Here is a 25,814-nt window from a genome sequence, read left to right on the forward strand (position 1 = left end):
ATTATCCTGCAGGTGCAGCTTTCTTCTTAATGCGTAAGAAGCCGTTATAACCAACAACATTACCACCAGTAAAGACTGAAGCTTTATAACTGATAATACCGTCTTTAAATTTGTAATCTGTTGATTTACCAATTTCTACTGGTGAGAACACTGGCACTTCATAGTTCTTAAGCGCACCATAAGCGATACCATATTCACCAGCAACTGTGTTACTATCAGAGATTGCTTTACAATGTGAGTTAATGATATAAGGAATACCATCAATCGTTTTATTGACATAATCAATCGAGTGAACCTTACGACCTTCTTGTGTCTTTAGTCCAGCAAACGCACGTAAATCATTCTTATTCAAGATAAGAACTGCACCACCTTCGACTTCTTCATCGCCTCCATAAGCAAAGACAATGTCATCAAGGGTTGAATCTGTGATTGCTTCAACTTCAAGTGCTGTCTTATCCGCAAGTGCCACTGCAGCTTCACTGAAAATACCAGTAAATGTATTCGTTGTTCCTGCACCTCGTAAGATTTGTTCACTAATTTTCTTTTTAAGTGAAATATTGATGTTTCTTAAGACTTCTGCTTGGTAAGGAATTGAAGGCAGTTTTTCTAACTCTTCTGTAATCTCTGTATAAGCAGTGATTTTAACTTTTGAAATGGTTAAGTAACCAAATGCAGGTTCTGTCTCTGAATAAGCTCCGCCTTCTGCAGTCGTTCCAGCGATGCCATTTGATTTAACAAATGATTTCTTATAAGTCTCACCGCCATTTAAATTAATCACATTGACACGATCAACTAGACTTGACACTTGAGCAAATGGAACTGGCGCAAGATTCGTTGACGTGTGATCAGGAAGTAAGATCTCAGAACTTGATACTTGAATGACTCTACTTTCTTTTAAGCTTTGTCCTCTTGTTTCTAGTTTTTCTTTATCGACCATTTGACGATTATCGACTTGAATGGGTTTAAATTCTGTTTTAGAAGCAATCGCCATCTTCTTATCAATCGATGCTCTTTCTTCTTGAAGGGTTGTTGTTTCTGTGTCTAGTGCTTCTAGTTTTTCTAGATCAGCTTCTGTATCTACTAGACTTCTAATTTCTTTTAATCGTGATTCAATTTCTTTTCTTCTTAATTCTAAATTCATGATTTTTTTCTCTCCTTAGATTTTTGATTTAATTTTGATACGTTTTTTGATTAAATCTGATTTTTCTTTTTGCTCTTCTAACTCCATAGTCTTTAGTTCCAATTCCATGGACTCTAAAGAACGAGCATATATCGAGGTTGCATCATATGCAGGTGTATCCACAACCGACACATCATACAATCTTTCTATCCTTGTAATGGTTCTTTTGGGAATGTCACCTTCACGGTTCCATACCTGTTCATCAACGGTAAAAGCAAAACTCATTTTATCTAATAGGCCACTTCTAACCATTTTATAGATATCCTGGTTATGACTTGTATCTAAGAGTTCAGCTCTTACCTTGAGGCCAATATGATCAACAGTAAGTTCAAGTGATTTATTCTTGGTTCTCGCAATAATTAAAAAGGAGTCCATATGATTGTATTTCATAGGAACATCCTTCATTTTAGTTTCCCCTAAAGCAGTAGGTGATATTTCTTCAATGAACCCATAGGTCTCATCACCGATTAAAGTTTCTTGATTAAAGACTAATGCATAGCCTTCTAAAATCATCTTACCTTCATCTTCATGAAGACTGACTTCTGCGAGTCTAGTTTCTTTTATCATTGGATCTTACCTCTACTTTTTTGGCTTGTTTAGGTTTTACTTCATGTTCATAGTCAAACTCAAGCTCTGAGTCTTTATATGAGAATGTTTCTAGTTTTTCTTTCTTACAAAAATCAGTGATCGTTTTAGTTTTTTCTTTTTGCGTTTCTAAAATACTTTTTAAAGCTTCATTTGATATTTTTCCATTAACTGTTATTTTCATCTTTAGGTTCCTCCGTTCCAACTTGATATTGATTTGCTTTATCTGCATCGACAAAGTTTAATGATTGAAGTCGTTTGTTTCCACCTTCGATAGGCTCTAATCCTAATAGTGCTCTTGATTCATTGAGTGACATAATTCCTAGACTCATCAATTTTTCAATGGCTGTAACTTTGGTGTTCCATGAAGCGTACTGCAATCTTTCACTATAAAAGATAATTTCTTCACCACGTTCCAATTGATTGTTGGTAAGTAAGCCTATAGAAAAAGCCTCGCTAAGTTGAATAGCTAAAGGCTCGATCGTTGACTCATAAAATGAATTGAATTCTTCTTCTGTATATTTACTTGTAAAGATTGGTACTGATACACCAAAGTAATCGAGTATTTTTGATTGCAAGAATTCTAGAGTATCTTTATCAATCAATTTAGGATCTACATCTAAGGGGATGTATTCACTCTTTAAATCAATCGGAATGATAGAACTTCCTTTTGTGTTGACTGAATCAGAAAGTGCACTATCAAATAGTTCTCTTTGTTTTTTCTTATCGGTTTCTGATAACATACCGTTCATCTTAACAATACCTTTAATCTGCATGGATGACTTAATCGCATTATCAATCCCTTGTAATAAACTATCATTAATTGAGATGGTTTTTAGGATTGCTTCATGATCACCACTTGATCCATTTCCACCAAAGATATCATTTTGTCCGTAGTGTTTTCTTAAATGAATGATATTCTCATACGGTAATGTATAGGTGTCACCATTTTCAAATAAGAATTTTATAAAGTATTGATCACTCTGATCTATTACTATTTCCACCGTAATGGGTTTAAGAGGATAAAGACCTATAAGGTGTCCTGTATATTTATCAAACCTAGGATAAATGAATGTATTATCATTAAGTAGTAATGTCGTAATAACCTTATAGATGAAATCATATGGCGTCATGATATCGTTGGGTTTATGCTTCAAAAGAAAAGACAGCCTTCCGCTTTTCTCGGATACTGTCTTATCGTTTTCTATTTTAATATATCTTGGTTTTATGCACTGCTATGATTTTCTAGGACACATAGGTACCTACCTAGATATAAAAATAGCGACATGCAACTTTCCTTTGTTGCTATTATTTTATCATTATTTAGTGTTTAAGTAAATCCATTAATCATTCTATATTCAACTGGTGTTATGTAATCAAGACGATATGCTAATCGATGATTATTAAAGTAATGAACATATAATTCTATAGCTGTATGTATATCTGAGAAATCATGAAGTTTCATGTATTGTTTTAAGTCCCCTTTAATCCAACCTATTAGTGATTCAATTACTGGATTATCTGTAGGTGTTCCTGCACGTGACATAGAACGAGTAATCGGATAGTCTTTATGTGCTTTTTCGAACTTAACTGAAGAATAAACTCTTCCTTGATCACTATGTAAGATAGTATGTTCTTCACCGTATCCTCGTTCCTCTTTGATACGCAAGAATTTATACAAACTTCTTAAGTGATTCATCACGCCATTTCCGTGATGATAGTTTGCTAAATCATATCCAACTATCTCATTGTTGAATACATCAATATGCAAGTTTAAATCGTATTTCTTTCCATCATGTTTAAGCATTGTTGTGTCACTACACACTTTCTCAAATGGTCTTGTAGTACTCCAATCACCATTGATTATATTAGGAAACTTATCCGATACTCCTTTTGGTCTTCTAAATGCTTTTCTACGCGCTCTAGAGTAAATTCCCATTTCTCTAAATGCTTGATATGCTGAATAGAATGATACAATCCATCCAGTTTCATTAAGTATCATTTTCCTAATTGCTCTATATCCGCATTCTGGATGGATTGAATGATAATTCTTAACTAACATTTTTAGTGTTTCCTTTGTTTCTTGTCGCTCTGTTTTATTCTCTTTTCTTCTTAGCCATCTATAATATCCGCTTCTTGTGATTCCCATGTATTCACATAGATCTTTTATGTAATACTTGATTCTAAATTTATGAACTAAAGTATACTCATAATTCAAGATCTGTTTTTTTTTACATATTTTGCTTCTTCACTTGAATACCCTCTTTTTAGTCTTTCAATTTCAACTTTAAGCATTAAGATTTCATGCTTTAGTGATTCTACTGATTCGGGTTCTTGATTGGATGGTATTTGATCTTTTATTTTACGTTTACTTACTAGTCCACTAATACCTTCTGCTTGATACTTACGTACCCACTCTCTTTGTGTTTTCCTAGCTACACTATATGTTCGTTCTATTTGATGTTTCGATATATTTTCATTCAATATCATCTTTACTATTTTAAGTTTAAAGTCTAAACTGTACTGATTTACCACATTATCAACTCCTTCGTGTTATTATACTACATTATTCTTAGAAAGGGAGGGGGAATGTGTCCCACTTTTTCGTGGCAGTGCACACTTTTGATAGAAAAAGATAAGTGAATCTAAATATAAAAGTGAATTTACAATAACTTTATCAATTTTAAAAAATGTAATCGTGTAAAAATCATTCAAATCGTGTAAAATGACTTGTAATCGTGTAAAAATCATTCAAATCGTGTAAGCAAATTATTGGTCAGTTATTTTTAATCATATTTTTGGCTATTTCTCATATCTAAATCAACTCTTCAAATCAAGAAAAAGCCCTTACTAAAGCAAAAAAAGGCCTGATACTTATTGTATCAAACCTATGCTTCTTATATGGTGCGGACGATGAGACTTGAACTCACACGGGCGATTACTTGCCCACAAGCCCCTCAAACTTGCGTGTCTACCATTCCACCACATCCGCTTTAAAAAAAGGCACATGGCCTTTTTTATATGTAATTTTTTATTCTACCGCAATGATAAACGAATAAATTTCTTGCTTACCATTAATTAAATCTACTTCAATATCAGGATTTAATTTCTTCGCATATTCAACAACAGCTAAAATTTCTTCTTCAGTTGCGTCTACACCATGGAAAATCGTAATAATTTCTCTATCTTCATCAATCATGTCATCAAGTAGTTTATGTGCAGTCTCAATTCTTGTTGGTGTTGATACTAAGATTTCACCTTTAGTGATTCCAATGAAATCACCATTTTTGATCTTAACACCATTAATTTCAGTATCTCTTACAGCATAAGTAATCTCAGCTGATCTCATATTTGATACGATATCAGTCATATCTTCGATATTTTGATCTAACTCTTGAGTTGGATCAAAAGCCATCATAGATGAATATCCTTGAGCTATACTCTTTGTCTTTAAAACTCTAATAGAACGATCAGGACATAAATCTAAAGTTTGTTCTGCTGATAAGATAATATTTTTATTATTTGGTAAGATGATGATATTTTCAGCATTCATTTCTTCAACTGCTTTAACAAATGCTTCAGTTGATGGGTTCATCGTTTGACCACCATCAATAATCATATCAACACCTAATTCTTTGAATGCTTCATGAATACCTTCACCTGAAGCAACAGCAATAATGCCATACTTAGCTTTAGGTTTTTCTGTTTTAGCAACAGCTTTATGATTTTCAGTACCCATAATGTTTGAGTGTTGTAATCTCATGTTTTCAATCTTAATGGTTTGTAAATCACCATATTTTTGTGCAAGTGTTAATGCAACACCTGGTTGATTGGTATGTACATGAACTTTTAGTAAATCATCATCAGTTACAACAACTAATGAATCACCCATTTGTGTTAATGGATTTTTCATGAAATCTTCTGTGAATTTTTCTGGATTATGTAACTTAACGATAAACTCTGTACAATATCCAAATTTAATATCTACACTACCAAGATTTTCAGCACCATGATAATGTTCTACGTTTTGTTGAACAGGTTGAGCTTCTGCTTCACTTAACATTTGTCCGTTAAGCGCCATCATCCAACCTTCTATAATTTTAATGAAACCAGCACCACCACTATCAACAACACCTGCTTCTTTTAACACTGGTAATAATTCTGGTGTTTTGATTAATGTTTCTTTAGCTTGGTCTAAATACATGTTTAATACTTCTTCTACACTATTTAAATTAGGTTGTTCACGGAGTACTTTTTCAGCTGATTCACGAACAACTGTTAAAATTGTTCCTTCAACTGGATCCATTACGGCACGGTAAGCCATTTGGTAACCACCTACAAGTGCTTGAATAAATTCTTGTACTGTAGCTGATCCATTATCAATTTTAGCGATTTCTGAATAAACGCCGCGGAAAAATTGGGAAAGAATAACACCTGAGTTTCCTCTTGCTCCCATGAGTAGTCCACGTGATAAAATTTTTGAAATATCTATAATCGATTGACTTTCTAAATTGTTTACTTCTTTAATACCGGCCATCATTGTCATTTGCATGTTTGTTCCAGTATCACCATCTGGTACAGGAAAGACATTTAAATGATCAATTTCTTTGTGATTGTTTTTTAAATTTATAGCTCCGTTTGTTACCATTTTCTTAAATAGAGATCCACTGACTGATTTATTTGCCATTTTGATCCTCCTCATATTTGTAAAAAATGTTCATATATAATTCCTTTTAAGGTCATTGTTTTTCAAAATTATTTCGTAATTCAAATTAACACTTTAACAGTATAGCATTTAATAAATTAAAATGCAATAACTTTTATATACATATTAATTCATTTACATTATATCATATTTGGCTGTAAATCAACGTTTTACGATAAAATCACATTTTTATATCTTTATATATTGCAATTTTTGGTAAATTATGTTAAATTGAATTGTGCAGTTAGGAGTGAGAGATATGGCTACATGCTACGTAACAGGAAAAAAGACAGTATTTGGCAATAAACGCAGTCATGCATTAAATGCTACTCGCCGTACTTGGAAGAGTAATTTACAAACAGTTCGTATTAAAGATGAAAATGGCAAAATCGTTAAAGTTAAGGTTTCTGCTAGAGCTTTAAAAAAGAACAATTTAGAACGCGTTTAAAAAAAATAAAAAGGCAATCGCCTTTTATTTTTTTATCTATCTTTTTGAGATAATATAACTAGCACACATCCTTGATGTACATGGATTTGTGCTTTTTCTTTTGTCTTTTCATTACTGATACCAAGCGGATCAAACTGACCTAACTGATACTCGTTTAATGGATATTTAAAGCCTTCAAGAGTAATTTTTGCATGTGGATATGCAAACACTGATACATACCCTTCAAATGCAATCTCTTTAATGCCTTCTTCTAACATGAAAATTTCTGAATGTTCGTTTAAAATCCTTAAGTTTTTAAACTCATTAAAATGCATTAAATGAACCACAAAATGCTCAATACGATCTCCACCAATGCCACCAATCATCAAGAGTTCATCAGGATTTAAATTATGACTTTCAATCAGTGCTTGATAAGTGTCAGTAACATCTTTTTCTGGTTTTAATCTAACAACATTTAATTGTGTCAAAATACCTTCATTTTTTAATGAATCAAAATCACCGACAGCTAAATCAATCTTAATTCTTTGCTTATAAAGATCAAGCACTGCTTGATCAACAGCAATCACATAATCATCATCTTTTAATGTGATGATTTTTTTTATATCTTTAGGGACAGGATGGACAACAATTAAAACTCTCATTTTAAACTCTCAATCGCTTCTTTTGGGTTTTTATGGTTAAACACATAACTACCAGCAACAACCATATCTACACCGCTATCTTTGCATATATCAATGGTTTGGTCACTGATACCACCATCAACTTCAATGATAAAATGGAGATTCTTTTGTTTTCTAAGTTCTACCAACTCTTTGACTTTATCCATCATATCTTCCATAAATGATTGTCCACCAAATCCAGGTTCTACAGTCATAACTAAAACCAAATCTATATCGTTTAAAAATGGTACTATATCATAAACCTTTGTTTTAGGTTTGATAGATATTCCCGTTTTTATCCCTTTTTCTTTGATTTTCTTTAGGGTTTCTTCTGTATCGTTTGCTTCTATATGAACTGTTATATATTCTGTTTGATCAAGTGCAAACTGGTCTATCCAAAAAAGAGGATCAGTGACCATCAGATGAATATCTAATGGAATCTGAGTGATGTGATTGATACTTCGTGTAATATGAGGACCAAATGAAATATTGGGCACAAAATGACCATCCATCACATCGAGATGGATATAATCAGCAGTTTGGATTTTTTCGATTTCATCGTTTAATTTTGCGAAATTCGCTGTTAATATTGATGGTGCAACTAACATAATATCACTTCCTTAATATTTATCTTTTTGAGCTTTGATTTCTTCAAAAAACTGTTTGTAATTTTCATATCTTGATGCTAAAATCCTATGCTCTTCATAAGCTTCTTTGACAGCACAACCAGGCTCATAAACATGATTGCACTTATTTGAAAATTTGCAATCTGATTGATATTTAACAAAGTCTGGATAGTACTGTTTTAAATCTTCAGGATAAAAAATCTTATACTCGATTTTTGAAAATCCTGGGGTATCTACTATGTAGCCTTCATTATAGTTATATAATTCAGTGTGTCTTGTTGTATGTTTACCTCTACCTAAAGCTTTTGAAATCTCTTGTGTTTTAAGTCCCAGCTCAGGCATTAAAGCATTTAGTAGTGTTGATTTACCAACACCAGTTTGGCCTGCCAACACAGTAATTTTATGTTTAAAAATATGTGTTAAAACATCAATACCGATGCGTTGTTTGCTATTGACATAGTAAACTTCATACCCAATGTCTTCATAGTACTTTAAGTCTTTTTTTAATTGATCAAGTGCATCTTTTCCTATGAGGTCTATTTTAGAAATCACGATGACTGGATCAAGGTTTTCTTGCGTCATAATAATTAAAAATTTATCAAGTAAATTAAAACTAAAATCAGGATTTACTGCAGAAAAAACAAGTAAAGCTTGGTCGATATTAGCAACGTCTGGTCTTACTAAATCGTTTTTTCTTGGTAAGATTTCAGTAATTAAGGCTTGATCTTCAGAATCATCATATAAAACATTATCACCTACTTTAGGACTTACTTGAATAAACTTAGTTTCTTTTTTTGTCCTTTTAGTGAGTTGTTTATTGTATGCACTATCTTCATCAACCTTCATATATCTGAATTTTCCGCGTGCTTGACAAATCACATCTTCATGTGTTGTTTCATCGACGACAGTATACTGATTTGCAATCAATTTTTTAATAAATCCTTTTTTCAAAAAAACCCTCCTATAGATGTTGACTTCTTAATTGGCCACAAGCCGCATTAATGTCATGTCCTTGTTCTTTTCTTAGTGTCACTTGAATTCTATTTTTCTTCAATATATCATAAAACCTTAATTGCTGTTCAATCTTAGAGCGTTTATAAGGAGCTTCTAAGACCTCGTTATAAGGAATTAAGTTTACATATACATTAAGCCCTCTAAGAACCTTTACAAGCTCATGAGCAACTTCATCCATGTCATTCACTTCATCAATTAAGATATATTCAATCGTTACTCTTCTGTTTGCAACTTTTAAATAATATCTAATTGCATCAATCACTTCTTCTACTGGATACGCTTGATTGATTTTCATCAATTTAGAACGAATATCATTGTTTGGCGCATGTAAGCTGATTGCTAAGTTAACTTGCATGCCCATGTGCGCATATTCTTTAATTTTTGGAACAATACCACTTGTCGATACTGTAATATGTCGTGCACCAATAGATAATCCTTTTGGATCATTGATGATGGTTAAAAATTTAAGTAAGTTTTCATAATTATCAAAAGGTTCTCCAATACCCATCACAACGACATAATTGATTCTTTCTTTTAATATTTTTTCTGTTTCTATAATTTGTGAGATAATCTCACCAGCAGTTAAATCTCTTTTCTTTTTTAATTGCCCAGAGGCACAAAAAGAACAACCAATATTGCATCCAACTTGTGTCGTTACACAAATGCTATTACCATAATGTTGTTTCATCAGTACAGATTCAATTAAATGGCCATCATGAAGGCTATATAAACATTTCAATGTGCCATCTTGACTTCTATGTTGAAGCACAAGTTCTAGTGCTTTTAACGTGAAATTTTGGGTCAATAGTTCAATAAGATCATTTGGCATGTTATGCATTTCTGAAAAATCTGAAATTTTTTGCTTATAAACCCATTGCCAGATTTGATCTGCTCTATATTTTTTGTGTCCGTTTGTTTCTAAAAACTCTATGAGTTCTTCTTTTGTAATATCATAAATTAACATTTCATCATGTAATAATTAAGTTGTATTAAGTTAGATATACGACTTAATTATTTACTCCTTTACTTCTAATTTAATATAATACTATTGTACTGTGGATTTGTTTCATTTTATTACAGCATTGACTGTTTCTAGGTGACACTTACCACAGTCTTTATTTTAATCAGCAATAGTTAGATAACGCTAGACGTTTATTACATGATTATGAGGTAAAGACTTAGTGGGCAAAACACGAGTACAAATAACTTTTTGGGAGGTGTGTACGATGATTTATATCGGTTTTGATATATCAAAGTACAAACATGACTGCTTCATCGCCACTGAAGCAGGTCTATCATTCTCATTCGAGAATAATTCAACTGGGTTTAAACAACTTCTTCAATACTTTAAACCATTTAAGAAACAAGATATGATCATAGGCCTTGAGGCTACAGGTCATTACGGAGATAATTTAAAATCTTTTCTTACATCCCATGGCTATAAATTCATGGAAATCAATCCTTTTCTAGTGAAGAAGTTTAGCGACTCAAAATCACTAAGAAAGCTTAAAACCGATAAGAAAGATGCAAAACTAATATCCGAATATATGATGTCTGTAGACTACAAAGCCTATCATCATCAATCTTACCATATTCAGGCCTTAAAAATATATACAAGGCTTAGATCTAAGTTAGTTTCTCTTAGAACTGCTCAGTACAATACAATGACAAAATCTTTAGACATCATATTTCCTGAATTCAAGCCCTTCATGCAAGAACAAGGCTATTCTATGACTTCTTTATATCTTTTAAAGAAGTATACTACGCCTGATAAAATCAAACATTTAAATGATAAACACTATGATCCTATTAGAAAGCTTTCGATGGGTAAATTTAGTTATGTAAAGTTTACAAAACTAATCAAATTAGCATCTCATACGATTGGTGTACCTAGTGAAGCTGAAGTATATAAACTTAAACTTTCAATCCATTATGTTGAAGTTCTAGCTAAGGATATTAATAACTTAGAGAGCAAAATTAAATCATTCATAAAACAATATCCTACATACTTTGAAAGTATTAAAGGTTTAGGTGTAATGTCTACTGCAATTATACTAGCTGAGTTTGGTGATATATCATTATTTGATAACCCCAATCAAATGACTGCTTATGCTGGTCTAGATTCTAGTATTTCACAATCTGGAACATCAGAATCAGTTGGTAAATTAGTTAAACGCGGTAGTTCTTATCTAAGAACAACTTTAATCAATGCTTGTCTGACACTAATGATTTATAACCCTACGCTCTATAAGTATTACTTAAAGAAGAAAGCTGAAGGCAAACACCATCGTGTAGTGATGACGCATTTAGCTAAAAAACTTATTCGGATTATTTTTCATTTAGAAAAAACACAAACTTTCTTTGACTCAAATAAATTAAAATAATTAGCTTCAAAACTGTGGCGGCTTAGTGCTAATTCATTTGAAATAACTTGTTTAAGCCTCTTCATTTTTAAATATAGAGGTCTTTTCGTTTTATATGAAATAAACCTCTTGACTTTAATAGTTAGTCACCTACATTATATTATACACGATAATCTATATATATTGAAAGAAACTACTGATAAATGCATATACATAAGTACTGAAAAAAGAAAAGCACTCTTATAAAAAAGTGCTTAACTTTTGCAAACTTTATTTTCTAACTTCCGCTTTATATTCATAAGCAAGTCTTGAAACAATTTTTTTCATGAGTTTATCCACATCTTGTGTCTCTAAAGTTTTACTTGAGTCATTAAAAACTAAATTAAACGCAATAGATTTCTTTCCAGTCTCTATGTGACTTCCTTGATATACATCAAATACACTAAGTTCAACTAGATTTTGTCTTAATGTTTGTTTGATCATAGCAATTAAAGCTTTTGCTTCAATATCTTCATCAACAACGATAGCTAAATCTCTTTCGATATTTGGATATTTAGAAATAGTTTCAAAGGTAAATACAACTTTATGTTTAAGAAGTTTATCTAATTTAAGTTCAAGTACATAAGTTAAATTAATATCTAAAGCTTTTTGCTCGCTTGGGTGAATTTCACCAATCAATCCAATAACATCATCACCATACTTAATATTTGCTTGACGATAAGGATGTAAGAATGCATGTTCTTTTGTTGTTTCATAGGTCAAATCAATATCTAGTGCTTTCATGACTTGGTCTAAAACACCTTTAAGTACATAAAAATCAACATCTATACTTTGTTTTTGCCATTTTGATTGATGCCACTTACCACTCATTGCAATGGCTAATGTCGAATATTCAACACCTTTAGCAAACACATGTCCGATTTCAAACAAATGAACGTCATCAGTTTGTCGATTTTGATTATAACTAACTGTTTGCAACAAGCCGTTTAATAAGCTTTGTCTAAGGACTTTTTTATCAGAAGATAGTGGCATTAAGATTTCAACTTTTTCGCCAATAATTTTATATTTATTATAGTTTTCTTCATCAGTTAGTGAATAAGTAATGACTTCATGAAGACCTAAGTGAGCAAGTTCATGACGCAGATTTCTTAGGCGCTTTTGTTTTTGTGTTAAATATCCATGTGTTTGGTTTAAGTGTTTTGTCATTGGAATTTGATTTAGCCCATGCATACGTGCGATTTCTTCTAAAATATCTGCAGGAATTTCTAAGTCAATTCTATAACTTGGAGGTGTTATTAAATAGTGATTTTCTTTTGTTACCACTTGATATTGATATCTATCAAAATAATCAAGTAATGCCTCTTCTTCAATTTCAACACCTAAACGATCACTAAAGAATGTTTTAGGCACTTCAATCGTTGGAATCTTTCTTTCTGTTGTAACAACTTCACTAATGCCTTGAGATACTTTTGCATCTGCAAGTTCAATTAAAAGTTCAGTTGCTCTTTCAAGACCTAAAAGAACACGTCTATCATCAATTCCTCTTTCAAAACGTAGAGATGAGTCGCTTTTTAAGTTTAGACGTTTTGATGTTTTTTGAATACGTTTTGAATCAAAATAAGCAGCTTCCAAAATCACAGATGTAGAGTTCTCATCAATCATTGTGTTTTCTAAGCCCATGACACCACCAATCGCAATCGGTTTTTCTCCATCAGTAATGACAACATCATCTTTTTTTAGAATTCTTTTTAATCCATCTAAAGAGATGACTTCTTCATCTTCATTAGCATCTCTAACAACAATGTGATTTGATTTTACTTTTTTAGCATCAAACATATGCAGTGGTGTACCATATTCTAATAATACATAATTTGAAATATCAACAACATTATTGATTGGTTTAATATCGTGTGCTAAAAGTGCACTTTTTAGCCACCATGGAGATTCTTTTATTGTGACTTCACTCATATGTCTAGCGTAATATCTTAGACATCCTTCTGTCTTAATTTCAACTTTTACTGGATTTTCGGTTTTTTCTTCTTTGATCTTTATCTCAGGTATCACTACTTTTTGATGAGTCAGCGATGCTAAATCATAAGCAAACCCTAAAATCGATAATAAATCAGATCGATTCGGTGTCAGTCCTAAAGTCATCTTCCATCCTTCTAAAGAAAGTGCTTCTAAAGCTGGAGATCCAATTTCTTTTGGTTCAGCAAAATGATAAATACCCTCTTTAAAATCATCTGGAATCAATTCTTCATCAATCCCTAATTCTTGAAGTGAACAAATCATACCTGATGATTCTTCACCTCTAATCTTAGATTTCTTAATTTCAAAATTCCCAGGTAAAACCGTACCGACTTGCGCAACAACAACATATTGATCTTTACGAACATTCGGTGCACCACATACAATTTGTTCAACGCGATCACCTAAATCAACTGTAGTTAAGTTTAAATGATCAGAATTCGGATGAGGTACGCAAGTTAATACTTTACCTATAACTAAATTTGTAGCTGTATTTAAAGGTTCAAAACTTTCAACCTCTATAATTTTTTGATTTGTAACTTCTAAGATATCATCTGGAATGTTTACCCATTTTTTGAGCATATTTTGTGTGATAATCATATCTTGCTCACTCCTTTGAATTGATTTAAAAATCTCATGTCATTGGTGTAAAAATGTCTAATGTCATCAATGTTATATTTTAATATCGCAATACGCTCAACACCAACACCAAACGCGAATCCTTTATAGATTTCTGGATCATATCCACCCATTTTTAAAACATTTGGATGAACTAAGCCAGCACCTAAAATTTCGATATATCCGATACTCCCATCTTTTTTAATATAAGATACATCCACTTCTACACTAGGCTCTGTAAAAGGAAAATACGAAGGTCTAAGTCTAATATTTCTCTCAGGTCCAAATAAATGTCTTACCATCGTTAAAAGCGCATCTTTTAAATGTGCAAAAGTTATATTTTTATCAATCACTAATCCTTCGATTTGGGTAAATTGATGAGAATGTGTTGGATCATCATCATCACGGCGATACACCTTACCAGGACAAATGATTTTTAAAGGTTGTCCTTTCATCTTAAGCATGGTTCTCGCTTGAACTGGTGATGTATGTGTTCTAAGTAACATTTGCTCATCAACATAAAAAGTATCTTGCATATCTCTCGCTGGATGATCTTTATCTAAATTCATCATCTCGAAGTTATAATGATCGTTTTCAAGCTCAGGTCCTTCTTCAACAGTATATCCCATGCCCATAAATAAATCTTCAATATCTTCAATCACTTGGTTCAACGGATGTGTAGACCCTTGATAAAATTGATATCCCGGTAGTGTTACATCAATATGTTCTTTTTGTAGAGTTTCAAGTAAAGCTTCTTCTTCTAACACCTGCTTTTTTTGGTATAAAGCTTGCTCGACTTCTTGTTTCACTTGATTGACCATTTGTCCAAAAGCTGGTCGTTCTTCGTTAGGTAAGTCTCTTAATTTACCCATCATCAAAGAAATATGTCCTTTTTTACTTAAGTATTCGACTCTAACTGTTTCTAAGTCATTTAAAGTATCGACTTGACTAAGTTTTTCAATTGCATCATCTTTTAGTTTTTTTAATGTTTCATTCATTTTTCTTCTTCTCCTTTATAAATAAAAAGTCCTCAGACAAAAAGTCTAAGGACGAAAATTTCGCGGTACCACCTTAGTTCTAGAATGACTCTAGCCCTCTTAGTCTTTAACGCAGACATACGGATGTGATTGGCATCTTTCAAGAATGAATTCATATATATAGTATTTACGTAGATTCCACCAGCCTACGCTCTCTTATAAACCTTTATATATACTACTACTTTCTATCAACAATTTATATTTTTCAACTTTTGTGCTAATCTCTTCTAGAAGCTAAAATTGCTAAAAATCTTAACAATTGTAAATAAATCCAAACGATTGTAACCATAAGACCTACAGATACTACCCATTCATAAGATTTATCTGCACCACTTTCTACAATCATTTCAGCACGATCAAAGTCTAATGTTAACATCAATGCACCAAATACAATAAGTGCTCCAGACATAACAAGAACTATCGTTAAATTTCCTGTGATACTGCTGATAATTGGACTTCCTCCTATGGATAACAATCCAAAAATAATTGATAAAATCAAAATTGAAAATAAGGCTGTATACATGATTTTTCTAAATCTTGAAGTTACTCGAATCGTTCTACTAGAATATAAGAATAGCATCACAGCGAAAATAGTTGCAGTTGCAATAACTGCTGTAACAGCGATGCCGCCGTAGCCTAAGACTTCTTCAAAAACTGCAGTGATAAAGCCCAATACAACCCCTTCTGCAAGTGCATATATAATCGCAAAATATCTTGCCAGTCTAGGACTGATTGATGCAACTAAAACCGAAATAAATGCTACAATTGCAGATCCTATAAGTAAACCATATAGTGATTCAGCTGGTAATCTACCAGCAAAAGCCAAGCCAATTACTGTCCCACCACTAACTACTGCTAAAACTAACAATAAAACTGTCTTTAAGATAATACCACTATAGGTTGCTTCTGCGACACCTGTATATGTTGTATCTCTTTGTATTCTGCTAAAAACTGGGTTAGAACTTCTCATCACAATCACTCCTTTATCAACACATATTATATCTCTTTATTTCTTAAAGTGCAAACAATCCCGATTCTATCACATGATTTTCCGAATTTAGGTCTTTAAATGCACCATAAGATTCCATTTTTTCAAATACTGTTTTGTTTATCTTCGTTCGATTTTTCACATCATCTTTTGATGTAAAAGGTTTTTGTTCTCTTTTTGCCACAATATCAATAGCAACTTGCTCACCTAAGCCATCAATTGAGTTAAAAGGCATTCTTAATCCTTTATCTTCCATGATAAACGTAGTTGCTTCAGATGTATGAATATCGACTGGTAAAAAGTTGAATCCTCGTTTTGTCATCTCTAATGCTACGCCAAGTGTCACAAGTAAAGATTCATCTTTCGCTTTTAGATTATATTGTGCTTGGAGTTCATTGAGTTTATTTCGAATCGCATTAGAGCCAGCTACCATGATTTCATAGTCGAACTGAGTTGCCCGTTTCGAGAAAAACCCACTATAGAATAAGAGTGGTTTATAAACTTTAAACCAAGCGATTCTCATGGCCATAATAACATATGCCGCAGCATGTGCTTTCGGGAACATATACTTAATTTGGCTTGCAGACCATATATACCATTCAGGTACATTGTGTTTTCTCATTTCTTGTTCATAAATGAGCCATTTTGCTGGATCTTTTGATGGTTTACCTTTACGAACAAACTCCATAATCTCAAACGCTTTAATTGGCAACAATCCAAATTCAGTAAGTTGAACCATGATATCATCACGGCAACCAATAATATCATTAAATGGAATCTTACCAAAATCTGTTTTATTATTCACTAAAGATTGTGCGTTTTTGAGCCAAACATCTGTTCCATGAGATAACCCTGAAATCTTAACAAGTCCCGCAAACGTATTCGGTTTTGTATCTACTAGCATCTGTCTTGTAAAGTTTGTCCCAAACTCAGGTATTGCGTAAGATGCGACTTCACTCATGATTTCATGTGACTCAACACCAATGACTTTAGTTCCTGAAAAGAGTTCATAGACCTTTGGATCATCAAGTGGAATATCTTGAGCTTTATGAAATGGAAATTCTTTTGGATGTTCGAAAACATAGTCCATTAAAAATTTAATGAGTGTTGGATCATCGTGTCCTAGAATATCAAGTTTGAGTAGATTATCTTCAAATGAATGATAATCAAAATGAGTGGTCTTCCATTCACTTGAGGTATCATCTGCTGGATATTGAATCGGTGTCACATCAAAGATTGTCTTTGACTTAGGCACGACAACAATACCACCAGGATGCTGTCCTGTTGAACGTTTGACACCTTCTATTTTTTTAGCTAATCTTTCAATTTGAGCAGATCTTTTTTCAAGATGTTTATCTTCCAAATAGCCTTTGACATAACCAAAAGCATTTCTTTCTGCAACCGTTTGAATGGTTCCTGCTCTAAACGTATGATCAGCACCAATGAGTTCTCTAACATATTGATGCGCTTTTGATTGATAATCTCCAGAAAAGTTAAGATCAATATCTGGAACTTTTTCTCCTTCAAAACCTAAGAATGTCTCGAATGGGATATCGTGTCCATCTTTAACGAGTTTTTCACCACAAATAGGACACTGATGAGTTGGTAAGTCATATCCACATTGTACATTATCAAAATATGGTTGGAAGTCTTTTTGTTCCGGTGTTAAACCATATGCGATTTTTTCTTCATCAGTTAGATGAAAGACTGTAAAATCACCATTTGGACAACGATAATGTGGCTTAAGCGGATTCACTTCTGTCACATCAAGTAGAGTTGCAACTAAAGATGAACCTACAGATCCACGTGAACCAACCAAATATCCATCTTCTAATGATTTTTTAACTAAAAGATGTGAAATATAATAGTTTGCTGCAAACCCATTTCCTATAATGCTATTTAATTCCTTTTTTACACGCTCTGATACAATTTGATGTGGATGTTCTCCATACAAAAATTGCATCTTATCATAGACAAGTCGTTTCACTTCTCCTGCTATCGATTCAATGCCTAACTGTTCTAAGAATGCATCATCAGGCAGTGCATAAAGTTCACTTGTAAATGCTTGAATACGTTCAATTTTATCATTTAATATATGTGTGTTTTTAACAACAATTTCATAGGCTAATTCTTGATCTAAGAAACTAAACGATTTTAGCATTTCATCGGTTGTTAAAAAATATTGTTCTGGCATTTCTTCATATTTATTCAGTTGATGAATCCCTCCACCAACAAGTGGAGTTCTAATATAAATTTCTCTATATAAAACATCTTTTTTCTCTAAATAGTGCACATCACCTGTAGCAATCACTAACTTATTCATTTCTTTTGCATAACGAATAATTTTAGTGATGATTGCTTCAATGACTTCATCAGCAAACTGTCCTAGGTCTTGTTTTAAGTGTTTGTATGCTTGCGGTGGTTGAACTTCAATATAGTCATAGTATGCAATGGCTTTCTTTAAAGATTGATCATCCCTATTTAAGGCAATTTCAAAAACATCTCCATTTGCACATCCGCTGCCGATGAGTAAACCATCTCGATGCTTATCTAGAACTGATTTTAATGTTCTTGGTCCATTGTAAAAATGATCTGTGAGTGCATCACTGATCACTTTGAACAAATTTTTATACCCTTCTTGAGTTTGGGTTAACACATTGATGTGATAAGGCATTTGGTGTTTCCAAGCTTCTTTTAAATCAATTGCTTGATTGATTTCTTGATAGCTTCTAATATCTTTAGAAATCAAATCCTGAAGCATTTGCTGCCATATTTGCGCTGTTACAAATGCATCATCATCAGCTCTATGATGCTGTTCTTGTTTAACTTTAAATAATTTTGCAACAGCCTTCAAATTAAATCTTTTTAACTGATCAGAATAAAAATATCTAGCTAAGCTTAATGTATCAATAACCAACGAATCATCAAAAATCAAGTTTAGATGCTTTGCGTTTTCTTTAATATGTCCAACATCGAAATGTGCATTATGTGCAACTAAGATACTACCTTCACAAAACTTAAGAAATGAAGGGAGAACTTCATCGATTTGTGGAGCATCTTTTACCATTTCATCCGTGATGCTTGTTAATCGAGTTGTAAACTCTGATAATGACTCATTTGGATTTACAAATGTTTGATATTTTTCTATAGTATTAGAAGCTGTCACTTTAACAGCCCCAATCTCAATGATTTTATCTCTTGTTGATGACAATCCTGTTGTTTCAATATCAAAAACAACATATGTCTGATCTTTAAGTGCTAAATCTTGTTCTGAATCTGTTGTAATTTTAAATGCATTTTCATCTACAAAATCTAGTTCAACACCATATATAGGCTTGATTGCTTTATTTTTAGTTGCTTTATATATTTCAGGGTATGCATAAAGTGCATTATGATCAGTAAATGCAATTGCTTCATGTCCCCACTTAATCGCTTGATTGACATACTCTGATACTTCTCCTATGCCATCCATGTTACTCATTTTCGTGTGAACATGAAACTCAATGCGTTTTTCTTTAGCTTTATCTTGTCTTTCAAGCTTCTTTGATTTTTCTAAAAAATTGATGGCATTCGCAAAAATAACGACATCTTTTTGATATGTATCAAATTGCGCTCTACCTTCAACTTGAACAACATCATTTTCGTTTAGTGATGATGCTAAATCTAAATCCTTTTTACCTCTTAAGAAATTTTTGACATGAATGGCGTCATCATCATCGTATAATACAAAACTTAAAAGTTTAGTATTGGTTAACTCTCTGATTTCAAGTTTAGAGATGGTACCTTCAATTAAGAAGTTCGTATCACCTTTTTGATTTTTATATTGATCTAGGCGATATTGATCAAGTGGTATTTCTTTAATCGCAATCGCTTTTGGACTACTCTTTTTGGTAAATACTTTTTTTGTGACTTCCTGTTTTGCTTGTTTTGCATATTCGCCACGCTGTTCTAATACTTTTTCTTGGGCTTTGATCGATTTCGATATCATTTTTGATGTTGGTTCTAAATCTTCCGAAATGACATAATTAACCTCAAGATCAACCCCTAATGGCAATAGCAATTTTTGAATGGTTTTAAAATGTTGTTTGATATATGTGCTATCTTTGTCAATCAAAACTTTGATTTGATGATCTTCATACATAGTTTTAAAGTTTTTTAAAACGAGTAAACTCGCCTTATCTTTAGATAACTCAATCACAGCATAATCAAAATATTTACAAGCTAAATCCTTTAATCCATTTTTATCTTTATAGTCTAATTCAACTTCAACTTTTGATACAACCTTTGGCACTCGAAAGTAACTTTTTAATTGCTCTATAAAAGGTAAAAGAACCTCAGGATCAAGCATAGCATCTAAGGTTAATTTAAATGTCCATTTTTTAGATTTTTCATCGACTAAAACATGTTCCAAATAGGCATTATTTAAAATGGGTGACTTGAATTTTGACTGCTCTAGAAATAATTGAAATTTATTCTTTTCCACTTAAATAACTCCTTTCGGTATAATTGTGATTGATCGATATGCAAGGTTATGATAAATATATGCAGCAATCATGCCTAATACATTTAAATAAGATGCATTAAACAGCACTAAAATAAGCTGAACAACTGCATAAACCGTAGTTAAATATAATGACAGTTTTAAACGCATAGAAAATGCCATGGGTACTCTTTGGACAAACATTGCCATGAGCACAGCCATTAATAATGCGATGACTAAATAATCAACGAGAGAAAACAAATAAAGCGCTATTGTTTCTGCATATAATAACATCGTTTGTCTTTCATATACTGTTTTTAATGCCACACTCAACCTTGTGATTTCGCTTTGCTCAGTTGAACCAAAATCATAAGTTTCTAGATTCAAACTTTGATATGAAACTCGATCAAGTTCTATATCCATCGCATAAACAGCAATCGATTGTTCTTCAAAAACAAAACTGATCGTATTAGGGTTTAGATTTTGATTTCCTAAATATATTTTAAAATAGTCAACATCAACAACTTGATATGACTCATAAATCAGTTTTCCATCAACAATAGATGCTTGCTCGTATCTAAAATCTTTAGCAATCACATCTTTCATTTCTTCATACATGTGATAATCCATAGAGGGATCAATTGCAGTTTTTATGAAATTAGGAATCACAATTAAAAAAGTCACAAAAATGACATATAAAATGACCTTAAACCATGAATCCTTCATAAAAAAAATTGTTAAAGGGGGCTTGGATAAACTTGTTGTAAATTTCTTGAACATACCTTCAACTCCTTTTCATATTATTATATCATATTTAGACATTTATGATAAAATGAATTTGGTGAAAAATATGAACTTAATGAATCACGAAAAACATTATAATACCCTCAATCATTATTATCGACATAAGTATCAAAAAAAGGTATATAAAATACCACTTAATGGTGGTTTTACATGCCCAAACATAGATGGAACAGTTGCAACTGGTGGCTGTACTTTTTGTTCTTTTATGGGCAGTGGTGACTTTGCTGGTAATAAAAGAGAATCTTTAAAAACACAATTTGAAAATATCAAAGAAATGATGCAAATGAAATGGAATGATGGATATTATATCGCATACTTTCAGGCAAACACCAATACACACGCACCATTAGAGCGATTAAAAGCGCTTTACGAAGAAGCAATTACATTAGACCCAAACATTGTCATGTTATCCATAGGTACAAGACCAGACAGCCTACCTCTTGATGTTTTAGATTATTTAGAAGATTTAAATAAGCGTATGCCTTTACAAATTGAGTTAGGTTTACAAACAATTCATGAAAAAACATCGGATTTGATCAATAGAGCTCACGACTTAAAATGCTTTGATGACGCTGTTAAAGCTTTAAGAAAAAGAAATATTGAAGTGGTTGTACATGTTATTAATGGCTTACCTTATGAGACAAAAGACATGATGATTGAAACCATTAAACATGTCAATAAACTTGATGTTCAAGGGATTAAAATCCATATGCTTCACTTAATGGAAAAAACAAAGATGGGCTATGACTACAAAAAAAATCCATGGCCTCTATTAACACTAGAAGATTATGTAGATATCACCGTTGAGCAAATTTTGTGGCTTAGAAAAGATATTATTATTCATAGATTAACAGGCGATGCACCTTCTAAAATGTTGATTGCACCTACATGGACAAAGAAAAAATTTGTTGTTACAAATGAAATTGATAAAAGGCTTAGAGCTTTAAATTTATTTCAAGGAGATTACTATGAAAAACACGCACATCATTGATATTGCACATCATTTGATGCATGCATATATCACAAAAGATGATATTGTTGTTGATATGACGATGGGTAATGGATATGACACATTATTTTTAGCTCAAATTTCTAAATTTGTTTATGCTTTTGATATTCAGGGACAAGCTTTAGAAATCACCCAAAAAAGATTAAAAGATAATGAAATACAGAATGTAAAATTAATATTGGATTCACACGAGTGTATCAAAAACTATGCGAGTCAGTACAAATATGTTGTTTATAACTTAGGTTATTTACCAAATGCAGATAAAACCATTACAACTTCATCATCTTCTACCATAAACTCATTAAAAATCGTTATGGAAGATTTACTCGAAGGTGGGATCATCTTCATGGTAATATATCCAGGTCATGAAGAAGGAAAAATTGAAAGTGCTGATTTGGAAAAATTTTTTAAAACAGTTGATCATAGATACTTTAAGGTTGTGAAAACAAATCTACCCTATCAACATTTAAATCCACCTTATCTTGTGATGATATACAAAAAAGAACTTAACCAATGATTAAGTTCTTTTTTTAAGCCCATAAGGGGATTATGGGTAATGCTATTCTGTTTCTTCTGTTTCGTCTTCTTCGTTTTGATAATCTCTAATACGATCTCTCATTTGCTCGCGTCTTTCTTCCATGTCTTGTCTAAAACGATTAACTTCGTTTTGATGTTGTTGTCTTTTTTGAATTTTCGCTTGTCTAAATGATTCTCTTAATGCTTCAGATTGTGTATGGAAAGCATCTCTAACTGCAGCCATTTCATCATGGAACTCTGTTCTTAACGCTTCTAGTTGTGCATTTAAATCAGCAAGTGTTGCTTCTAATTCAGTAGCATCTGCGCCTTCTTCTAAAGCTTCAATTTGTGCGACAACTTCTGCAATTTGCACTTCTAATGCTTCAATTTGAGGTACATACTCAGCAATTAATGCATCACGATCTGCATGAAATTGATCTCTTAGTTCAAAGGCAACATCTTTCATTGCTTCTCTAGCTGCTTTAACGATTTCAATAAGTTCATCTCTTGTCATTAATAAAGCATCTTCTAATAATAGGCCATCACTTAATTCTACAGCTTCTTTTGCTAAGAATAAGAATCCTGGAGTGACGCCGTAACCTTCTGCTTCTTCAATGAACTCAGGTTGATAACCTTTATCTTGTGCTCTACCCATTAAACCTTTGTTTTGAAATGCGTTGTTCACATGTTCTTTAACTCTATTTTTGATACGTTCTTGTAGTTCAGCATCTTGATTGATTGCTGATACAGATACATAAGTTTCAGTGTCTTCATCAGCTGAAATGTAACCTAATTCTATAGATGTTTCGATAATGAGGTCAATTGCATCTTCTAAATCCATGCCTATTAAATCTAGGTCTACAAGTAAAATTTCTGCATCTTCATTGAGTGGATTCGCATAAATCACTTTATCTCTAGGTGAGACAATAAGTTCTACACTAGGATTAATATCTAGTGTCACATAACTATCTTCTGCCTGAGCAGATGTAGTGCATCCCACGATAATTCCTACTAAGGCAAATATTGCAATAAAACTTAAAACGAATTTGAATTTTTTCATAAATCATTCCTCCTATTCACTCTATATACAACTGGGATTAATACTTTATTGGGATTTTTTTAATTTTTCTTTGTTTTTATCTGTTTGGCATGTTAGGGTTTCCTGGGTGATCTCTTCTTGGTGGGCCATATGGTCTTTCTTTTTCAATCACGGATGGTGGTCTGTGATCAGGTCTAATTTCAATAATAAATTGTTCTCGATTATTGTTATCAATTCTTATTGTTATTGACCCTTCATCAGTATCATTTATTTGATATCTGATATTCATCCCTTTTTGATTAGGCACTGAATCATCCAATGTAAAATCATATCGACCTTTAGCCCCACCTCTAATGAATGATAACTGAACTTGATTTCTATGTTCATAACTAATCAATGATTCTTGGATAATTTCGTTTTGAAACATCTTTCTTACGGTGAATTGATTAACTCTACCTACGACATCATATGCAGTTTTAATTTGTTCTTGACTATTCAGTTGATATGTCATCACAAAAGCTTTTTGATCTAGTTCTCCTTCTATGATAAGTGGATATGATTCATTTTGCGTGACAAGTATGACGTCTAAGACATACGTTTGATTTTCATGATTAATCGTTTGATTATAATAGAGTTTATATGTGATATCTTCATCATTTAGATCTAAGAATGAAAAGTTCATCATATACTTATAATCATCGATGTCAGAATCTAAATAAGTTTTCCCAAAGTTCACTTGATTCATGAGTAAAGTCTCAACGATTTCAGAATATTTTAAAACGTCATCGATTTGATTTTCAACATAATCATCTTCTTCATTTTCTTCAACTAAAATCATAGTGCCTTCAAGACTTAACTCCTCGTTTGTACTGATGATTTCTGTTGTTGAAATAGCTGAAAGCATGACATGATCGCTAAAATCAGAATCTTCCAGTAAGTTGATCGTTGGTGATTGATAGAATAAAGATATCACAAGCACGATAGATAATGCTAAAACGAATGTCAGTGAAGCATATAAACCTTTAAAATTAAATGTGCGTTTGGGTTCATGAATGATTTCTGGCTCTTTGATGACTTCGATATTAAGCTTTTCTTTGAGTTGATCCAAAACATTAGGCACATGCTTTTCTTGTGCTTTGCTTTTAATCATTTCTATAATTGTTTTATCTTTCATATATCTCACCTACTTTCGTTTTTAATATATCAATAGCTGCTTTATGCAACCATAAGACTGTACCTAGAGGTTTGTCCATAATTTTTGCAACTTCTTTAAATTTGAGTCCATTAATGGTATGAAGTACCACAACTTCTCTTTGATCCTTATTTAAAAGATTAAGTAATTCTAGTATGTCACGATCATCTTTTTCTATGACTTTTTCATTTGAAGGGATAGTTTCAAAGAGTTCATCTGAATGAACTTCCTTTTTATTTCTGTTGTAGTAGTTAATGCTTAAGTTTCTTCCAATCATTGAAAGATAAGCATAAACATTACCACCTAATTTGAACTGTTCTATTTTATTGATAAAATTCATATACGTGTCCTGCATCAAGTCTTTTGCGACATCATCGTCTTTGACAATAGCAATAATTGCATAATATACTTGTCTGTTTGTCATTTCATAAAAGTCATCAAAATGACGATAATTTCTAGTCTTAAACTCCTTGATGATATCATTCATTTTAGCGTCCATAATATACCCCTTACATAATGTATA

23 protein-coding genes and 1 tRNA gene are annotated in these 25,814 nt (G+C 32.3%); 4 read left to right on the forward strand and 20 right to left on the reverse strand.

Annotation, left to right across the window (positions count from 1 at the left end; translation table 11 throughout):
- Nucleotide 1: 1 nt before the first annotated feature.
- The 8 genes from BK011_07235 to BK011_07270 all read right to left on the reverse strand — a co-directional run bounded on the left by BK011_07235 (nt 2) and on the right by BK011_07270 (nt 6,452).
- Nucleotides 2–1,141 carry a hypothetical protein gene (locus BK011_07235; GenBank protein AUD65496.1) on the reverse strand — a complete coding sequence of 380 codons (1,140 nt, stop codon included), beginning with the start codon at nt 1,139–1,141 and terminating at the stop codon, nt 2–4.
- A 15-nt stretch (nt 1,142–1,156) separates the two neighbouring features.
- Nucleotides 1,157–1,747, reverse strand: coding sequence for a hypothetical protein (locus BK011_07240; protein AUD65497.1), 591 nt, complete (start codon nt 1,745–1,747; stop codon nt 1,157–1,159).
- Entirely contained in the window at nt 1,731–1,949 is a 219-nt protein-coding gene (locus tag BK011_07245; GenBank protein ID AUD65498.1) for a hypothetical protein, read from the reverse strand. Before BK011_07245 ends, BK011_07240 begins: the two co-directional genes overlap by 17 nt.
- Nucleotides 1,933–2,898: a hypothetical protein gene (locus tag BK011_07250; GenBank protein AUD65499.1), complete on the reverse strand. Its 966-nt coding sequence runs from the start codon at nt 2,896–2,898 to the stop codon at nt 1,933–1,935. Before BK011_07250 ends, BK011_07245 begins: the two co-directional genes overlap by 17 nt.
- Nucleotides 2,899–3,095: 197 nt before the next feature.
- Nucleotides 3,096–3,914 (reverse strand): hypothetical protein, encoded by an 819-nt coding sequence (locus BK011_07255; GenBank protein ID AUD65500.1) that lies wholly within the window; start codon nt 3,912–3,914, stop codon nt 3,096–3,098.
- Between the two features lie 65 nt (nt 3,915–3,979).
- Nucleotides 3,980–4,300 (reverse strand): hypothetical protein, encoded by a 321-nt coding sequence (locus BK011_07260; GenBank protein ID AUD65501.1) that lies wholly within the window; start codon nt 4,298–4,300, stop codon nt 3,980–3,982.
- Nucleotides 4,301–4,667: 367 nt separating this feature from the next.
- Nucleotides 4,668–4,757 (reverse strand) — tRNA-Leu (locus BK011_07265).
- Between the two features lie 39 nt (nt 4,758–4,796).
- Nucleotides 4,797–6,452: a hypothetical protein gene (locus BK011_07270; GenBank protein ID AUD65502.1), complete on the reverse strand. Its 1,656-nt coding sequence runs from the start codon at nt 6,450–6,452 to the stop codon at nt 4,797–4,799.
- Nucleotides 6,453–6,729: 277 nt separating this feature from the next.
- Between BK011_07270 and BK011_07275 the strand changes: the two genes are divergently transcribed.
- The gene (locus BK011_07275; GenBank protein ID AUD65503.1) at nt 6,730–6,918 is read left to right on the forward strand and encodes a 50S ribosomal protein L28; all 189 of its coding nucleotides are present in this window, start codon (nt 6,730–6,732) and stop codon (nt 6,916–6,918) included.
- A gap of 32 nt (nt 6,919–6,950) precedes the next feature.
- Here BK011_07275 and BK011_07280 read toward each other — a convergent pair whose 3' ends face one another.
- Genes BK011_07280 through BK011_07295 form a run of 4 tightly spaced genes read right to left on the reverse strand, consistent with a single transcriptional unit; the run spans nt 6,951 to nt 10,181 of the window.
- Nucleotides 6,951–7,559 carry a thiamine diphosphokinase gene (locus BK011_07280; GenBank protein ID AUD65504.1) on the reverse strand — a complete coding sequence of 203 codons (609 nt, stop codon included), beginning with the start codon at nt 7,557–7,559 and terminating at the stop codon, nt 6,951–6,953.
- Complete coding sequence (locus BK011_07285; GenBank protein ID AUD65505.1) at nt 7,556–8,185, reverse strand: ribulose-phosphate 3-epimerase; 630 nt, start codon at nt 8,183–8,185, stop codon at nt 7,556–7,558. The genes BK011_07280 and BK011_07285 overlap by 4 nt, the downstream gene beginning before the upstream one ends.
- A 12-nt stretch (nt 8,186–8,197) precedes the next feature.
- Nucleotides 8,198–9,154, reverse strand: a complete 957-nt coding sequence (locus tag BK011_07290; GenBank protein AUD65506.1) for a ribosome small subunit-dependent GTPase A — start codon at nt 9,152–9,154, stop codon at nt 8,198–8,200.
- Between the two features lie 10 nt (nt 9,155–9,164).
- Entirely contained in the window at nt 9,165–10,181 is a 1,017-nt protein-coding gene (locus BK011_07295) for a 23S rRNA (adenine(2503)-C(2))-methyltransferase (protein ID AUD65507.1), read from the reverse strand.
- 262 nt (nt 10,182–10,443) lie between these two features.
- On the opposite strand from BK011_07295, the gene BK011_07300 reads away from it, so the two are divergent.
- Complete coding sequence (locus tag BK011_07300; protein AUD65508.1) at nt 10,444–11,601, forward strand: hypothetical protein; 1,158 nt, start codon at nt 10,444–10,446, stop codon at nt 11,599–11,601.
- Between the two features lie 249 nt (nt 11,602–11,850).
- Here the strand turns inward: BK011_07300 and BK011_07305 are convergent, their stop codons facing one another.
- From BK011_07305 to BK011_07325, 5 genes are all read right to left on the reverse strand, one after another.
- Complete coding sequence (locus tag BK011_07305) at nt 11,851–14,208, reverse strand: phenylalanine--tRNA ligase subunit beta (protein AUD65509.1); 2,358 nt, start codon at nt 14,206–14,208, stop codon at nt 11,851–11,853.
- Nucleotides 14,205–15,224: a phenylalanine--tRNA ligase subunit alpha gene (locus BK011_07310; GenBank protein ID AUD65510.1), complete on the reverse strand. Its 1,020-nt coding sequence runs from the start codon at nt 15,222–15,224 to the stop codon at nt 14,205–14,207. The genes BK011_07305 and BK011_07310 overlap by 4 nt, the downstream gene beginning before the upstream one ends.
- A 256-nt stretch (nt 15,225–15,480) precedes the next feature.
- Nucleotides 15,481–16,233, reverse strand: a complete 753-nt coding sequence (locus tag BK011_07315) for a hypothetical protein (protein ID AUD65511.1) — start codon at nt 16,231–16,233, stop codon at nt 15,481–15,483.
- Between the two features lie 43 nt (nt 16,234–16,276).
- Entirely contained in the window at nt 16,277–20,734 is a 4,458-nt protein-coding gene (locus BK011_07320) for a hypothetical protein (protein ID AUD65512.1), read from the reverse strand.
- On the reverse strand, nt 20,735–21,511 hold the full coding sequence (locus BK011_07325) for a hypothetical protein (protein AUD65513.1): 777 nt from the start codon (nt 21,509–21,511) through the stop codon (nt 20,735–20,737).
- 70 nt (nt 21,512–21,581) lie between these two features.
- Here BK011_07325 and BK011_07330 point away from each other — a divergent pair, with 70 nt between their 5' ends.
- On the forward strand, nt 21,582–22,526 hold the full coding sequence (locus tag BK011_07330) for a TIGR01212 family radical SAM protein (GenBank protein ID AUD66163.1): 945 nt from the start codon (nt 21,582–21,584) through the stop codon (nt 22,524–22,526).
- Nucleotides 22,504–23,061 carry a hypothetical protein gene (locus BK011_07335; protein ID AUD65514.1) on the forward strand — a complete coding sequence of 186 codons (558 nt, stop codon included), beginning with the start codon at nt 22,504–22,506 and terminating at the stop codon, nt 23,059–23,061. The genes BK011_07330 and BK011_07335 overlap by 23 nt, the downstream gene beginning before the upstream one ends.
- 42 nt (nt 23,062–23,103) lie before the next feature.
- Here the strand turns inward: BK011_07335 and BK011_07340 are convergent, their stop codons facing one another.
- From BK011_07340 to BK011_07350, 3 genes are all read right to left on the reverse strand, one after another.
- Nucleotides 23,104–24,120: a hypothetical protein gene (locus BK011_07340; protein AUD65515.1), complete on the reverse strand. Its 1,017-nt coding sequence runs from the start codon at nt 24,118–24,120 to the stop codon at nt 23,104–23,106.
- A gap of 76 nt (nt 24,121–24,196) precedes the next feature.
- Nucleotides 24,197–25,273, reverse strand: a complete 1,077-nt coding sequence (locus BK011_07345; GenBank protein ID AUD65516.1) for a hypothetical protein — start codon at nt 25,271–25,273, stop codon at nt 24,197–24,199.
- Nucleotides 25,263–25,790 carry a hypothetical protein gene (locus tag BK011_07350; protein AUD65517.1) on the reverse strand — a complete coding sequence of 176 codons (528 nt, stop codon included), beginning with the start codon at nt 25,788–25,790 and terminating at the stop codon, nt 25,263–25,265. Before BK011_07350 ends, BK011_07345 begins: the two co-directional genes overlap by 11 nt.
- Between the last annotated feature and the right edge of the window lie 24 nt (nt 25,791–25,814).

It is taken from the genome of Tenericutes bacterium MZ-XQ (genome assembly GCA_002838205.1).
Classification (GTDB): Bacteria; Bacillota_I; Bacilli_A; order Acholeplasmatales; family Acholeplasmataceae; genus Mariniplasma.